Genomic DNA, 16,795 nt, shown 5'->3' with positions numbered 1-16,795 from the left:
GTCACTATCTGGAGCACGACTTATGTCTCATGAAGATGAATATCTATCAGTTGAAGAATTAATTGAGATTCAAAAAGAAGATACTCGCGAGATTATCCAAGCACTACTTGAAGACGGCAGTGATCCAGATGCTCTTTATGAGATCGAGCACCACCTGTTCGCAGAAGATTTTGCAACGCTAGAAAAAGCGGTTGTTGAAGCGTTCAAAATGGGCTTCGAAGTTCTAGAAGCGGAAGAGACCGAAGACGAAGACGGTAATAAACTTCTGTGCTGCGACGCGACTATGGAATCGGCACTGAACGCCGAAGCGATTGATGCGCAAGTTGAGAAACTGGTTCACCTAGCAGAGAAATACGACATCATCTACGATGGCTGGGGTACGTATTACGAACACCCCTACGATTCTGATGAGTATGAAGACCCAGACGATTTTGATGAAGATTAAAAGTGAGAATTTATGAGAGCCTTGCCACATGGTGAGGCTTTTTTTTAACTCTATTTAATTTTTGTTAACCATACACTTTTATTAGTGAAAAGGTGTGATATGGTAAGTGGTGACTAGAGAATGAATTGGCGATATTCAAGTGACTGATATTATTTACGACATCAAGACAAAAACAATTAAGCACTTCACTTATCGAAAACCATCAGTGTTCATTGATGATAATGGTGAGCCTCAATACCAATACTCTCCAAACAAAGACAATCATACGCACATCAAGAAGATTATCTTCCTGAGTCTAGTTGGTTACGAGAAAGTAAATCTGCTAGATGAGAACGATAAACCAATTAAAGATGAACATGGTAATCCAATTTTCGTTAAAGGAGATTTGGTTTCCTACGAACCAATGAATTACGTAAATGAGTTCATCCTTGCAAAACACGTTGTCGATGACAAAGAAGACGCTCAGCAAGCTTCTAAAGCTCTCGTTCACTTTTTCAGGTTTATATTAGATGCTCAGGCAAAATGGGACGCTAAATATGATAACGAAGATTACGATCCTTTAATCGACCCTCCCCGCCCTGCATGGGATAGTTTTTCTCCTAGAAAAAACCAACGTGTCACCACTATGTATAGAAATGCTGTCCAAAGGACTACTCTCGATGGCACAGGATTATCTAAAACTACTGCAATGTCATACGTGCGTTCAATGATTGATTTTTACAAGTACCACCTCAGGCAGGGCATGAAATTTAATAACCCACCATTTGAATTTGAGACCTTCCTGATTGATATCGATAACAGCGGCACTAACATGAAGGCTCATAAGCGTAAAGAGGTGCAAACTACCGACCTTCGATTAAGTTTCGCAAAATCTAAGCAAAATGATGGTGGAAGGCTACCTAATGCTCGACGTGAGTTAAAGCCGCTTGCCAATAGTGAATGGAAGGCAATTAAAAACATTCTTGTTCAGACTAAACGAGTGCTCAAGAACGTTAAGGGTGACGAAAAGCTAGTAAGTCTGCCTGAGGAGTATTGTTTGCTGTTTCGCCTTCTTCGTTATACAGGTCTGCGCAAGGAGGAGGGGGCGAGTTTACATCTAGACCAAATCATTCGTCCTAATACGGAAGGCGTTATGTTGAGGCTTGGTGTTGGTGACCAATATGGCTCTCTGACTAAAGATCCTAGTGGCGGCTATAATAATAAATCTCGCCGTACAATTATCCCTAGCTCATTGATGCTTGAGCTTTACCAATATAGCCATTCTGAAAGATATAAAAATCGTTTTGAGAAATTTAGAGAGAGGTGTTTGGTTGAGAGAGAAGCTGGCAATGATGCGTACTTTGATGGTGTTGATGGTGTTGATGAGGCGAAGAAATATCTTTTTATTAGCAACTCAGGTGTTCCGTTTTTTAAGAAATTGGAAGAAATCAATACTCGATGGAATGAGGTAAGAAAAACCGCAAGGATGAATCTGGTCAATGATATTGATGCAGTAGTTCATAATCTTCGCGCTACTTTTGCTGTTTCTATTTTTCGGACGTTGTTGAAAAAAATGAACGCTGACGATGCGCTAGCACGAGTGTCGGCACTCCTTGGGCATGAAGACCTATCTACCACGTTGCTTTACTTAAAAGTAGCTCAAGAGCAGCCAACAGGTGACGAAATTTGGGAGGATGTACTGGATTATCTCGGTGTGTTCGATGAGGAAGATGAGTTGGATAACCTCCCTGAGGTCGAAAAAACTTATAAAAATGAGGCATCTTAATGAGTCGTAAAACTCGTTCTAAATTCGTTGGACTTGACGATGACTTTTATGGGTCCCCCTCCGCTACGGTTGAGCCGCTCCATTTGTCAGAATTAAAACTGAAGTGTGGTGGGGTTACAGCCTATATAGACCAACTTTTTTATAAAGGTGCACCTAACTACCTCGCAAATGGTCAAAAAAAAAATGGGGTGGACTACATCCCAGTTGCGGGCAGAGAGCAATTTGCTCGGGATATATACCTGTTGTTAAAAACAGATTTCAATCGCACTAAGAAAGGGCATTTTTCCGAACTTAAGCTGTATATTCGATGGCTTGATAATACCCAAAAAGAGCCTGTTGATGGTGATTATTTTCATCCCGATCTATACAGCGCTTTCATGGATTACCACCAAGACAAATGTAACCGTGGTGAGCAACAGCCAGCTACCTGGTCAAACGCAAGGGATATGTTGAGCTTCTTTCTGAGAACTCTGAACCGTAGCACTGAAGCAAAGGCGCTAAAGTCAGTGAAAAGGGCGCGTCAAAGTGCTAAATCTCATAAAGGAATTGATGTTGTTGGTGAGTTAAAACCGTTACTTCGATGCTTTATTGCCGCGTTTGGTCAATTTAGAAGGCACTTTGTAGAGGGGACTAAGCCTGATATTCATCCTTTCTGGGATGAAAAGAAGTTTAACAAGGTAGCTAAAAATCAGGGCTGGAACCGAAGGCAAAAAAGCAGTTATAAGAGAGCTTTTAAGATAGCAGTGGTAACAGAAAATTCGGCACGTAACCATTTTTGTAGATTGGCTGCTATGCTGGCCTACTGTTTTACTGGGCAGAATACTAATCCACTCTTAAACCTGCGTTTTAGCGATGTGAGGTTTACACAAGAGTTCCATGGAAAGGTGTACTTTGATATGACCAAAGCCCGCGCCAAACACCTAGGCTTTGATACCTCAATGGGTTTTCATAAAAAGACTCAAGAGTTCTTTCATCAATGGTTGGAAGTTTCTAAAGCGCTTCAGAAGGAGTCAAGCACTGATTGGGTTTTTCCTTATTTTATGAAGTCAGGTGAAATAAAAGGATGTGTTGATGCGGGGCAAACCGCGCCTCAAAACGGGGTTAATTTGCTTACGAAAAAATTAGGGTTTGCCCATATCAATCCGTCGATATTGCGCCAAACCAAGATCGACACGTTAATGAAGGTGACTTCGGATATTTACCTAGTCTCGATGTCGGCGAATAACGATGTTAAAACGATTAAGGCTAGTTATGCTCATGGCAACGAAAGTGACCATAAACGTAATCTTGCTGCGTCAAATGAAGCTCTATATGACGTTGTGAAAAATGGAACGGATCCTCATGAGGCAGCGAGCCAGGCAAAGTACAGCTATGCCGATGTATTGAGTGATTATGATTATAAGCGGCTACGCAAAGAAGAACGGGAAAATGACGCGCAAACTCCACTTGGTGTTCGCTGTAAAGATGCTACGAAAGGCGCAGCAAATACCGTTAAGAAAAATTTAGAAAAAATGGGTATTAAGCAGCCAGAAGAGAAAAAATGTACTGACTTTCTCGGCTGTTTTGAATGTGAGTTTCATCGATTGGTGTCTGAAGTAGAAGATATTTGGCTGATGATGTCCTTCAATGACACGTTACAGCAAATGAAGGATTATCCAGCAATTAATAGCCTCCCAACGGATAAATTTCACAAGTTGTGCAACACCATAGAATCGATTTTAACGCGATTTAAAGCGGTTTCCCCTAATAATTATGCCCAAGCTCAGGAAAAACATAGCGAATCCCCACACCCGCTTTACAGTGATGGATATAGCCTAATGGACTTACTGGAAGCATTTTCATGAATAATCACAAACGCAACACCCACAATAACGTTACTTCACTAACGCCTTTTCAGAAGTCTCCAACGGCTTTCTTAATGGAAGAGTTAGATAAACTCGATACCATGGATAAGCCATACCACGTTGAGGTGTGGGATTTTTCTCCATCGCATACTGTGGGTGTTTCTTATCAATTGATACTGAGGTTTACTGCAACAAAATCAGAGTATGTTGCTGGAATACAGGATGCATTATATAAGTTTTATCACTATTCAAAGAAAAAGAATTTATCGCCATTATCAGTGAATATGATGGACGGAATGAAAACAGCTCTACAGCATATAGCAGACTGTTTGGAGAGCACAAAGTGGCATAACCTAGAAAAAAGTCGAGAATGGAAGCAGTTCCTTCGTCAATTAAAACAAAGAAACCTAGGCAAGATCAGCGTTGAAAAGGTTCTCTCTGCATTAAATAAACTGACAGAGTGTAATGAATTAGGTTTGTATGTCGATGCAAAGGCAATTAGGAAATGTGCACGAAGCAATGAATCAAAGCAGCACGTTGCGCTCCCGCATCGCTTGTATCAGCGAATAATAAGTCATGCCCTAGAAACTGTTGAAAAATATCATTCGTATCGTCATGAGATATCAGCTGTCATGGGGGAAGCGTATGAAATTAATACGCGATTAAAATCTGGGGAAAAATTTTTTACGAAAGGTCGTGGCTCTGGTCGTGAATTATCAATGACACCTATAGCTATTTCTCAAAGAATCATTAGCGCTATGAGGGGTATTGTACATGATATACCTGACTTCAAAGTTGATTTAACGGGAGCAGCTTTGTCAGATATATTGGTTAGTTGTTTGATAGTTGTACAAGGGTTCTCAGGTGTTCGAATTGGTGAGGCTGTTTCCTTCAATAAAAATAGTGTTGGTGACGTAAAAGTTAACGGTAAAAAGGTAACTGTTCTTAAAGGAGAAACAACCAAGGGGCGTAACGCAAAACCCACATTAGTTACATGGCAATCGCATCCCGTAGCTGAGGTCGCCCTAGAGCTAGCCTATGACATGATGGAGTCTACTCGTTTGCTTTATCAACAAAAAGTTGATGAAAAAGAACGGCAAGGACTAACTGGAGGTTATACTCCCGAAAAAGTTAAACACTTGAGAAAACAACTTAAGTCATCATTTTTAGTGGCGAAAGCAATAGTTCAGAGCAGCGATGTTTATATATTCGACCCTGCGAATGCATTGAGAAAATTTATCAAAAATTTAGATTACAAAGCAACGATTGAGGATGTTGAAGAATTTAATATGCTCAATCCATCGAGAGAGGGAGAGCTAAAAGTTGGCGGCACATACTCAGGCTTGTCTTCTCACGACTTTAGACGAACGTTTGCGGTATTTTTTGTTCGGTACGGGTTTGGTACGGCCTCTGGAATTAAATTTCAGTTTAAGCACGAAAATATTAATATGTCAGGCTACTATGCCAATAACGCTGAACTTGCGCAGATGAATGATCTGCTGATGGATGAAGACATCCTTGAAGAGCTAAAGGAGGCAGGTATTGACTTAGGTGTTGATATTTTTGATGAAATCTTTAACCAAAGTGAACACTTGAGTGGCGCGAAAGGTGAAGAAATCATGCAAGAACGAATGATGAAGTTAGAGGCTGGAGAAAGTATCTTCATGACTCGTGAGGAAATTGAGGAAAACGTTCGTCGCGGCAACTTCCATATTATGCAACTCCCTAGTGGTGCCTATTGTACTAATGGTTCTTGTGACCGAGTGTGTGGAACTTTGGCATTTCGTGCAGAAGTCAAAGAGTGTGCTCACAAGGTGGTTTCGGATAAAGGGGCTAAAGTGATTGCTAAACAACGAGATCGACTGATTGCTAAGTTTACGAACCTGAACACTGGCGATCCACTGAAAAGCTCGATTCTAACTGGTTTAAAACAGAAAATTCAAGTGGAAGAACTGACGCTTAAGGCGCACGAAATCCCTTACACGCCATTTAACGATGAAATCATCTTTAATAGCGCTAGTTAAGAGATGGAGCCGATATTATGAGCCAAGAAGAACTAAAAAAGCTGGTACAAGAAGAGAAATCTCTTTCCGCTGAGGAAAAGCTCCAAAGGGCATTAGACCGCCTGATAGGTAAAGGTGGTAAGCCTCTGAGAACAAAGGTAAAGGGTCGCCTAACGCTTAATAAAATTAACAATGAAGCGGGTTTAGGGCGAAGCTATATCCATAAGTTTAAGGATTTTGTTGAAAAGGTCGCTAACCCAGCAATCGAAAAATACAACGCTTCCCTGGATGATCCTAGACAATCGGAGCAAATAGCTTCGGAGTCAGTGGATATGAGTGAAATTAATAGACTCAGAGCCGAATTAAATCGTGAAAAGGAACTAAAGATCGAGTATCGGCGGGAGCGAGATGAGGCGCTTGCTATCAATACTAAACTCGAAATATTAAATAAGTCACTAATGTTTCGTGTATACGAACTTCAGGAGCAGCTTTCTGCCGAAGTTGTGGAGTTCGAGCATCACAAAAAGTCTTAACTGCCAGTTTTTGCTGCTATTTGGTAAATGTTGTTTTTTGACTGGTAGTCAAGCCACTTAACGTAAACACGCATTCATGTAATGAAGTTAAAAATCAACGTGGTAATCAAATTTTAAAAATGATTAATCAAATTTTTAATTTGATTAAAGAGAGGGGGTAAAGTGCAAATCAAAGAAGCCAAGATAAAATTCGACGCAGGATGCTTTAAACAAGCATGTATTACAGACGCTCTTATGAGCCAAGGGTACAATTTAACTTTAATTGGCAAGAAACAAGCTGATAATGCTGTTTTGAGTAGCCAGAGGGCTTCTGAAGAAGCAAAAGCGTTTAAAAGTTATGATGCTGCAATAAAGGCAGCAAAAGACATTGGTTTTCAAGATGTCACTGTAAGATTGTCACGTTTAAGATAGCTTAAATATCAACTGGTTACTTTGATTTTTGGGTTGTTTCAGAGATATTCTAATTAGTTGTTGCTTCATATTGTCGTTCGACAATATGTCTGACCATGTGTAGAAGCTGATTCTTGATCTTGTTCGTCACGACTAGAACTTACGGTCTCCCTGCTAGTATCCTAGCTCACTATTGGATGAAAACATTTTAGAATCTAAGCTCTAGGTTGATGTTGGCGGGTAAGCTATGTTTGGGCAAAGCAAAAGTGTGTCTAGGTAGTCGGTGGATGTTCAATATGAACTGTGTTGTCCCATATTGATTAAATTATTGAGATCTAAGCTGCTTTCATCAAACAAAATTCTTCATTGGAAATACTAGGTTACTGTACTCTATGCATAATGTTTTTATATGAAGGCTAGAGCATGGCAATAAAGAACGTAATTCTTCATGAAGTTACACGTAAGAACGATGGTGATCCAGTAGTAACAAATCTGCGTGATGAAGAAAATTCGATTGAAGGCTTAGGAAGCAAGCTAACTGAACAACTAATTGAGTTGTTTTCTCAATCAACGCTTAATATTGGTGAGTTTGGCGTAGATGGTGATTCGACGCTTGAACCAGCTTTCGAGCAGCAGTTAAAGCGCCTACAAAACAAAGAGAAAACCTTCGTTGAAACTACCAAGGACATGGCTGAGCGATTTGCTGATATTATCCGTGAGCCTAAGCTCCAAAGTGTCAAAGGTGGTATACTGGCATTTTACATGTATGAGTATCGTGAGAACACATTGTTAGCGATTACCGTACTAAATCGAATTGACGGTATTAACGCAAGTAAAGATCTTGATTTAAGTTCAGCTACAATCATAGACCTTAACCGCTTACACTTAGGCGCATCTATCAACTTAACTGACTGGGACGAGGGCTTGAGTACTCGCTATATCAAGTTCAAAACAGGTCGTTCTGTTGAAATGCGCGATTACTTTGAGTCTTTTATTGGGTGTCAGCGTGATAAACAAGCCGCAACTCGTGAAACGAGTGCTTTAAAAACAGCGATCAAAACTTATTCTTCTGAGCTAGGCTTAGGTAGTGATGAGACACAATCAAAATTAGATAGTGCTCATAGCTTTATCCAAGAGCAACAGAAAGCGGGTAAAGAAGTGCTCCTAACACATGTCGCTAATGCAGTTTTCCCTGATTCAACTGACGATTTCTTAGCTATTGCTCGTAATGACGAACATCAATTAAGCGAGCAAATAGCGATTAGTTCAGCAGAGTTGAAACGTTATGTTCGCTTAAGTGGCCGTGGTAAAGGTGTATCAATTAGCTTTGACAACGAGTTGCTTGGTAAGACCGTTACATTTGAAAATGAACAGTTGATTTTTACTGATATACCAGAGACATTGAAACAGAGCATTATAGACCTTCAGCGAGAAGCTAAAGACAATGACTAGCTATGAATATTGAGACATTAAAGCTATACAAGTCGATAAGAGAGTTGATGACCGATGTGGTTGTTGACGGTAACGACGTGTCTGGTTTTGTAGACTTTAACGCAGATATTGTTGACAAGCTTAAGCGGTTGAATGAAGTCGGGCTGTGCTCGGCTTCATTTAGTATTTATAAAGACGATACTAGAAAGGTTGATTTAACAGTAAACAATGAGATTACTGATAAGCACTACAATGTGTGTAATCGAGCTAAGATCGAATTAAGCAAACAATCAGCTCAAAACAAAGATCACTTTATATGCTCTACTTGGGCTGATTTAACAAACTATACAGATTATCTGCTCAATCCTGTTGAGGCAGTCTATATCAGCGATCTCAACGAGATTCTCACGAAAGATTCTACAAATGCCAAGTTCACAACTTATCTAAATGTTTCAAAAGTGTGTAACTTAATTAAGGATGTTGCCCATGTAAACAAAGGCAACATATATACTATTTTATGTGGTCAACCACTAGACATAACTTTGTCTGTTGATGGCTCTGTGCTTAGTGCAGATATTGATATTGGTTTTTATGATGAGTTGCTAGGTAAAGACCAGCACAAAGAGGCGATGAACAGTTTAGTTCGCGAGGCTCTTTACAACCTATTAAGTGATCTTGACCCTAAGTCGAGATTGTCTCATCTAGTTAACAATTTCAATGCATTTACAAGTAAATTATTAGTTAGTTATGAGCAATATGTTCGAAACTATTCATTTGATAAAGTACGTAAAGAGTATCGAGAGAAAGCAACAGAGTACATAGATAAAGTAAATAAAGTGTTTGATGAAGTTGCCACCAAAACATTCTCGATTCCATTGGGTGTATGGTTTGCTACTTCGCAAATGCAAGCAACAGACTCGATAGAAAGCCTTCAATTTTTTAAGAATATCTCGTACTGCTTGATGGTGTTTTTCCTGGTTGTCGTGGTCTGTTGGAATCTGTTAGGTCAGTTTGCGACATTAAGTGCTACTGAGAATGAATATAAAGATCTTTTCAAGCGTCTCGGTGATGAGCTTGAATCAGGGCAAAAGGATGAGCTTGGAACATTAGAGCAGGGCTTAGATACAAGAAAACTGAGAGTGTGGCTCAAGCTAGTAGCGACTATGGTTTTCGCAATCGTATTGCTTGGTTTTACAGTGCTGGTCACGTACAAAGCGATTACGCTTCCAATAGTAGCTGGATAAAGTATCACAATAAAACATATTACAACTAAGATACTATGCCGCTCATAATCAGATTTAGTTAGAAAAGCCTTCGACAGTGTCAAAGGCTTTTTGTATCGACCAACTCAACTCAAACAATTTAGTCTTTAATCAAGTTCCAAGGCATTAAGTTTCATTGTGCTTGGGAATAGTCATAAAGTTTTTACCATTGTCTGTTAATGAATGGAATTATTCGAGTTGTTCTTCCATTTACTATGTTTCCTAAAATCAACGACATTCGGGCTATTGGCGATGGCCTCATCGATCTCTGCCTGAGCATTTTTTTCTTCACAACGTTTTTGGTACTTTTTGCGTATGATGTTGGGTATTAAAACGAATGATGCCCAAAATGAAGCTTTTGCGGCATCATAAATAGCACTTTCAATGTATGTACGAAAATTCTCGTCTCCCGCGACTTCGACAGCATAAGCGATAAACTCGTCATATATACTTCCATCTCTAGCAGACTGTAACGCCCAGACAATCCCACTACGCTCTCCATCATACAAAGGTAGTTCTAGCTCCTTTGTAGCTTGTTCAAGCTCTGACAAAGCGGTCATTGTGGTATCTAGCACCAATGAAGAAACAATACCTAACTCTTTAAGCTCACTGTAATATCCCGTAGTGAAAAGCGAACCAAAATCCCTCTCATAGGGCAATTCCGCCTTGAACGTAATCGTGGCTAGTTCTTGAGCATTAGAAAGTCGAGCAACTTGAGAAGCGCGATAGAGTTTTTTATCTCCTAGTAGCATCGGAATTGGTTCTGATGGTCGATCATCGTTACTGATGCGGTTAGGATTGTTTCTCTTAAAGTTCTCTGCCTGCTCAAAAATCTCTTTATACACCTCATCACGGTCGATTGGTGGGTAGCCCCACTCATCAAGTAAGATAATCAAGTCGAAATGCAGTTCAGCTTTGATATCGTCTCGCTTGTTCCAATCGGTATATTTGGCTTTATCATCAATGACTTTTTTTACCTCTTTTGACAGTTCAAGCAGCTTATCTTCTGGGTAGGTAAAGTCGTACTTATGAGCCAGTGAAATGAGTATGTCGTAAAACGCTTTTTCTTCAAAATCTATCCCCATTTCACCAAACGATGCCATTTCAGCACGTAGTTCATTATAAAGGTTGATAATTTCATCTGAAAAATCATTAATGACTTCCGAGCGAAGTACATCCTTTTCGTCACGCTCATTGTACTTTTCAACCAACATATTCATTTTCTTGGTGAAATCGACACCTTTCACTTTATTGGTCTTTTTAAACTCACCAATCGCCTTAGCAAGCATTTGCTGAAGCAGTTGAAGTTTCGTATTGGGCTGCTTCACCATCTCCAGTTTGGCGAGATAATCATCATCAAAAATATCAATCTCGCCACCGTCTTTCTCACCCAGCTTAAAGATCTCTTCGACTCCATCACTGATAAGAGCATCTTTAACCAAATCCCTTACTCTGCGGTTCATTTGCTCTACATCTGGCGCACCGCCAGTGGTGATTTTAAATACTATGGTACGAACGGCTAGATAGTAATGAATCTTGTCTTTATGGGTTTTAGTCAGCTCACTGCTTCCCACACAAATGTCATAAGCCGATTTGAGGCGCTTAGTCAGATCCATAAACGTCTTTTCAAACTTCTTGGTTCTAAGTGCAAAATCAGCCGAGGCATTTAAGCAATGTAACTGCTCTAGGGGAGTGCCATTGAAGTATGGCTTTGAATCGAACTTATGGAATAACCCATCTAACAGACTCAGGTGATCTTTAACGATAATGACCGACTGTTTAATGTCTTCTAGGTTCTGATCTTGCCCTGCTGTGTATTGGGAAAGAGCAAGGTTCATCTGTTTTTTAATGCCAATGTAATCGACTACCAGACCATTCTCTTTACCTTCAAATTTACGGTTTACTCTCGAAATGGTTTGGATCAGATTATGTTTTTGTAATGGCTTATCTATGTAGATGGTATCGAGAAACGGCACATCAAAGCCTGTTAACCACATATCCACGACAATCGCGATTTTGAAGTTCGATTTGCCATTTTTAAACTGACGATCCAGCTCTTTACGATACTCTTTGCTACCGAGTTTATTCCACAACTCTTTATCATCATCGTTGTCACGAGTCATAATCATCTTGACTCGTTCCATCGGCTTCACTTTTTTCTTATCACTTTCCGATAAAGTTGCACCATCTTCACATACTTTTACCTCATCCCACTCAGGACGAAGCACAATCAGTTCTTTGTAGAACTGATAAGCGATTTCACGACTGCTACAAACGAACATTGCTTTGCCTTTTTGAGTAGTGCCTTCTTCAACACGCTTCTCATAATGCTCAACAAAGTCTTTTGCTATGGCCTTAATGCGATCTGGGTCGCCCAGTATGGTAGACATACTTGCCATAGCCGTTTTGCTTTTATCTATTTGATATTCGTTTGCTCCTGCTTCTTCACAGGCTTTATAGTATTTTTCGACTTCTTCAAGCTGGCGACCATCAAGCAACACTTTTGCTGCTCGACCTTCATAAACGATACGAACGGTAATTTCATCAAAAACCGATTCTGTCATTGTGTAGCTATCGACAACTGCACCGAAAACATCCAGCGTTGCGTCAATCGGTGTACCTGTAAAACCGACATAAGTAGCATTTGGTAAAGAGTCGTGAAGATACTTAGCAAAGCCGTAAGTCTTTTTCACACCGTCTTCAGTAACGGTAATTTTTTGTTCTAAATTGGTTTGGCTGCGGTGAGCTTCATCCGAGATGCAAATGACGTTGGTTCGCTCAGTCAGCAACTCCAAATCTTCGGTAAATTTATGGATGGTAGTCAGGAATACACCACCACTTTTACGCCCTTTCAAGTGTTCACGAAGTTCAGCACGACTCTCTACGCTTATGATGTTTTGATCACCCACATAACCCTTTGCATTGGTGAATTGACCTGAAATCTGATCATCCAGATCAGTACGGTCGGTGATGAGAATAATGGTTGGGCTACCTAATTCGACATCTTTCATCAGTAGGCGAGATAAGAACAACATGGTGTAGCTCTTGCCACAACCAGTTGCGCCAAAATACGTACCACCTTTACCATCACCACTCACCAGCTTACCGTGCTCATCAAAGCGCTTCATATGTTGTTTGATATTGGCGAAAAGCTTGGTTGCTGCGTAATACTGAGGGTAACGACAAACAATCTTTTCTTGTTTGCTTGAAGTATCAGGAAAGTAGATAAAGTGACGTATAACATCAGTGAGTCGTTTTTTGTTAAACAAACCGCTGATCATTGTAAACAGTGAATCAATACCGTCTTTATCTAGCTTCTCTGCACCCGTAATTTTGCGCCAAGAGTAATAAAACTCGTATGGGGCAAAGTAAGACCCCATTTTGTTATTCACACCATCACTAATCACGCACAAGGCGTTGTATTTAAATAGCTCAGGAATGTCTCGGTCATAACGAGTGGTAAGCTGCTTATACGCATCATAAATGGTCGCTTCTTCACGAATCGCGCTCTTAAACTCAAACACCACCAATGGCAAACCATTGATGTACAAGATGCCGTCAGGGATACGCTGCTCATAGCCTTGTATCTCCATTTGGTTGACGATGCGATAGCGGTTGTTCTCTAAGTCAACGTAGTCGATAAGCTGAATGTATAAGTCTTTCTGGTTTGCATCTTCACGCTTGAGCAAAAAACCATCAGAGACAAACTTCATAATGGCTTTGTTGGTATCGTAGAGATCCGAAGCAGGAAGGTACTCAAGCTTATGGATAATTTGCTCTATCTCATACGTTGTAATGCCTTCCGCTTGGTAACGTGTGGCTAGAAATTCACGAAGATCGGACTTAATCAGCACTTCTTCAGGTGCTCGCTCAATCGCTTCACCACGAGTATGTTGGTAGCCTTCTTTCCCTAGCAGTTCAATGATAGCTTGTTCTAGCCTTTCTTCTGTGAATTTCATTTCGTTCAACTCGTTGCTAATTTACTTAATATAATTGATCTTAGCTCTTTCAGTTTTTGCGAAGTTTGGGCTAGGGCTGCAATCTTTGAAAAGATTACTTCAGCGATACCCTCAAACTTTGCAAGCACACCTTCAGATGGAACTAAAACCAAAAACTCTTCAATATCTGCCTTTGTTAGAGCTTGTCGAGTGGAAGCACCTTCACTGGTCCCTAACAATCTAGACTTATAGCTCGAACTAGCTAAGGCACACTGCAAGTAATAGGACATCTCTAGGTTTGGTCGAATTATCATCACGTGTTGGTTTACTCTGGCGGGTAATACCGAATTTGGCACAACGCAACAGCGAGCAACAGAAACTCCCGTAATATTGATAAGTACATCTCTAGGTTCAATTTCTACATTCGCCAGCTTTTTAGCTTGAACGTCATCAATGAACGCAAGATCTTCGTACACAAATTGATAATCGTGTACATTCATACTACGGATAAGAGAAATACCTTGGGATTTGTATGCGCCTTTACCACCTCTTGGTGTTGAACCGCTACCTATTTTGTTTGCCAACTCATCAATACGCTTGATCTCCCAACCTTCTGGTATTTTTGGAAAGTCTAAGTTTTTTGTTTCTGCCAAGACGATTGATTCATCAGGTATAGAAAAATCAACAAACCACTGTTTGTAAATTGCTTGAGCGGTATCTTCTAGCTTTTGAGTAAGTTGTTCGTTGAGTGCAATACGGTCATTCACCACATTGTATTCACGCACGATTTCACGCTGCTCTTCGATAGATGGGACTGGCAATTCAACATCACACATCTCTTGCCAATCGAAAATTTCACGAACTGAACCGTGAGACTTAAATCGAGCATAGCGATCAAATTCAGGTCGCCTAAACCACATCATCAAATATTCTGGGTCTAGCAGATTTGAGTCTATAACCTCAAATACGGTATAAGCTTGGGATACCAACGCCTGATCTAATGACTCAAGCATTGCGATACCGATTTTATCTCCTCTACGAGACGTATCAGGTACGTAAGTGAATTGATGTTTTCTGACGATTTTGTACTTTTTAAAGTCAGTTCCTACAGTGTTAGCAACAGAATCAATAAACACCTTCTGGGTTGATACACCAAGTAGGTTATCCTTACGGTTTTCTTTATTTCTTGAGTCAACAACCCGAATAAACTGACCTAGCTTTTTATAGTTTGATTTCATAGCCCAGCTCTTTAAAAACATTTAGTAAGTCGTTCTTAGATTGTTCTTCTTTTGATAAAAGAGAACTAAAGTCACTTCTTAGACTTTCCATCTTTTCATCAAAGTCAACGTTCTCATCTCGGTTAATGAACTCAATGTACTTACTAGGGACAAGCGAGTAATCCTTGGCTGCAACCTCAGCTTTCTTAGCCGAGTAACAATATTCTGCAATATCCTTGTACTTATCTTCCGCCCCTTCTTGCTGCCAAGTATGAAGCGTATCAGCAAAGTCTCGAATATCTTGCTCAGAGAACTGAACATACTTCTTCTCAAATGGTTCACCACGTTGACGAAGATCCATAAACAAAATTTCTTCTTCACGATCACGATAATTGCGAGTGACATCTTCGTGCGGAACTGTATGCGCTTTTTTGTTTTTGTTAAGTATCCACAAGGTGACACTGATATCGGTGGTGTAGAACATACTGCGAGGCAGAATAATTACCGCTTCAACCAAATTATTTTCAATCAGCTTTTTGCGAATGGCTTTTTCTGTCCCATCGCCTGATAGCGCACCGTTTGACAGAATAAAACCAGCGACCCCATTTTCAGACAGCTTGGAAACCATATGCAAAATCCAAGCATAGTTGGCATTACTGCTTGGTGGTGCTTCGTAGCCATCCCAACGATGATCATCAACCAGCTCATCGGAAGCTCGCCAATCTTTCTGGTTAAATGGTGGGTTTGCCATAATAAAATCAGCTTTTAGGGTTTCGTGCTGATCATTGGCAAAGGTGTCTTTGGCGGCTGCGCCAAGGTTGGCAGAGATACCACGAATAGCGAGGTTCATTTTCGCTAGTTTGTAGGTTGCGCCTGTGTACTCTTGACCATATACAGAAACGTCTTTCTTGTTGCCTTTGTGGTTCTCAATGAACTTCATTGACTGAACAAACATACCGCCCGAACCGCAACAAGGGTCATAGATTTTACCTTTGTATGGCTCAATCAGTTCTGCGATTAGGTTAACGATGCTCTTTGGTGTATAGAACTCGCCTTTACCCTTACCCTCTGCAATCGCAAATTTAGACAAGAAATATTCGTAGACACGACCCACTACATCTTCGTGCGGATTCGCTAAGGTATCGATGTTGTTAATGACATCAATCAATGCAGCTAGCTTACTGACATCCAAACCAAGACGGGAGAAGTAATTGTCAGGCAATGCGCCTTGCAGTGCTTTGTTGGTTTTTTCGATGGTACTTAAAGCGGTATCAATCTTTAGCGAAATATCTTCTTGTTTAGCGTTTTTCTGAATAAAGCTCCAACGGCTCTCTTCAGGTAGATAAAACACATTGTCCTTGGTGTAAGCTGGAACCATATCAATGTGTTTTTCTAGCCCCGCATCAATTAGCTTTTGACGCTGTTTTTCAAAGGTATCACTGATGAACTTGAGGAATATCAGGCTTAATACGATGTGTTTGTATTCAGATGATTCAACGCTACCACGTAGTTTGTTGGCTGCATCCCAGAGTGTTTCTTCAAATGATTTTTCGTTTTTCTTTTCTGCTGGTTTCTTAGCCATGTTCTTGTTTGCCATGCGAAATTTAGTGGGGAAATTTTACCGTAATATGCAACATACGCCTAGCGTACTGCATAGTAGATGTACATTGTTTGTCGTGGTTGATGAAAATTAACCGTGTTTTAGGGGAGAAGCTCCTTGGCATCACAGCCCAAGGTCTCCGCAATTTCATACAACTTCTCAATCGTGATATTGACTTCACCGCGCTCAATGCGTCCTACATAACTTCTATCTATTTCTGCGAACAACGCGAGTTTATCTTGAGTTAACCCTTTAGATTTCCTCATTTTTGCAATGCGTTTGCCCACAAGTGCTGCAAGCTTCTTGTTCATGTTTTTTATTTATGAAATTAATTTGTTGAACAATTGCACAGTTGCGGCATATAACT

Annotated in this window: 12 protein-coding genes; 8 read left to right on the top strand and 4 right to left on the bottom strand. The window is 40.3% G+C overall.

What is annotated here, in order from left to right; translation table 11 throughout:
- The first annotated feature begins 22 nt into the window (after positions 1–22).
- The 8 genes from rraB to AKJ31_RS18730 all read left to right on the top strand — a co-directional run bounded on the left by rraB (position 23) and on the right by AKJ31_RS18730 (position 9,655).
- Positions 23–445 (top strand): ribonuclease E inhibitor RraB, encoded by a 423-nt coding sequence (rraB, locus tag AKJ31_RS18765; protein ID WP_053410600.1) that lies wholly within the window; start codon positions 23–25, stop codon positions 443–445.
- Positions 446–584: 139 nt separating this feature from the next.
- Positions 585–2,210 (top strand): site-specific integrase, encoded by a 1,626-nt coding sequence (locus tag AKJ31_RS18760; protein WP_053410599.1) that lies wholly within the window; start codon positions 585–587, stop codon positions 2,208–2,210.
- Positions 2,210–4,054, top strand: coding sequence for a hypothetical protein (locus tag AKJ31_RS18755; RefSeq protein WP_053410598.1), 1,845 nt, complete (start codon positions 2,210–2,212; stop codon positions 4,052–4,054). The genes AKJ31_RS18760 and AKJ31_RS18755 overlap by 1 nt, the downstream gene beginning before the upstream one ends.
- Positions 4,051–6,078, top strand: a complete 2,028-nt coding sequence (locus AKJ31_RS18750) for a hypothetical protein (RefSeq protein ID WP_053410597.1) — start codon at positions 4,051–4,053, stop codon at positions 6,076–6,078. Before AKJ31_RS18755 ends, AKJ31_RS18750 begins: the two co-directional genes overlap by 4 nt.
- 17 nt (positions 6,079–6,095) lie before the next feature.
- Positions 6,096–6,590 carry a hypothetical protein gene (locus AKJ31_RS18745; RefSeq protein ID WP_053410596.1) on the top strand — a complete coding sequence of 165 codons (495 nt, stop codon included), beginning with the start codon at positions 6,096–6,098 and terminating at the stop codon, positions 6,588–6,590.
- Positions 6,591–6,752: 162 nt separating this feature from the next.
- Positions 6,753–7,001, top strand: a complete 249-nt coding sequence (locus tag AKJ31_RS18740; protein ID WP_001165850.1) for a hypothetical protein — start codon at positions 6,753–6,755, stop codon at positions 6,999–7,001.
- Between the two features lie 402 nt (positions 7,002–7,403).
- A complete protein-coding gene (locus AKJ31_RS18735; RefSeq protein ID WP_053410595.1) occupies positions 7,404–8,432 on the top strand; it encodes a nucleoid-associated protein in 1,029 nt (342 codons plus the stop codon).
- Between the two features lie 47 nt (positions 8,433–8,479).
- A complete protein-coding gene (locus tag AKJ31_RS18730; protein WP_157052397.1) occupies positions 8,480–9,655 on the top strand; it encodes a hypothetical protein in 1,176 nt (391 codons plus the stop codon).
- 194 nt (positions 9,656–9,849) lie between these two features.
- On the opposite strand, the gene AKJ31_RS18725 is transcribed toward AKJ31_RS18730, so the two are convergent.
- From AKJ31_RS18725 to AKJ31_RS18710, 4 genes are all read right to left on the bottom strand, one after another.
- The gene (locus tag AKJ31_RS18725) at positions 9,850–13,632 is read right to left on the bottom strand and encodes a type I restriction endonuclease subunit R (protein WP_053410593.1); all 3,783 of its coding nucleotides are present in this window, start codon (positions 13,630–13,632) and stop codon (positions 9,850–9,852) included.
- 5 nt (positions 13,633–13,637) lie between these two features.
- On the bottom strand, positions 13,638–14,849 hold the full coding sequence (locus AKJ31_RS22695) for a restriction endonuclease subunit S (protein WP_072161398.1): 1,212 nt from the start codon (positions 14,847–14,849) through the stop codon (positions 13,638–13,640).
- Complete coding sequence (locus AKJ31_RS18715; protein ID WP_053410592.1) at positions 14,833–16,425, bottom strand: type I restriction-modification system subunit M; 1,593 nt, start codon at positions 16,423–16,425, stop codon at positions 14,833–14,835. Before AKJ31_RS18715 ends, AKJ31_RS22695 begins: the two co-directional genes overlap by 17 nt.
- 104 nt (positions 16,426–16,529) lie before the next feature.
- Positions 16,530–16,739 (bottom strand): helix-turn-helix domain-containing protein, encoded by a 210-nt coding sequence (locus tag AKJ31_RS18710; RefSeq protein ID WP_001035409.1) that lies wholly within the window; start codon positions 16,737–16,739, stop codon positions 16,530–16,532.
- Between the last annotated feature and the right edge of the window lie 56 nt (positions 16,740–16,795).

The organism is Vibrio hepatarius (assembly GCF_001274785.1).
Taxonomy (GTDB): domain Bacteria; phylum Pseudomonadota; class Gammaproteobacteria; order Enterobacterales; family Vibrionaceae; genus Vibrio; species Vibrio hepatarius.
This window is presented reverse-complemented; position numbering and strand designations above follow the sequence as displayed.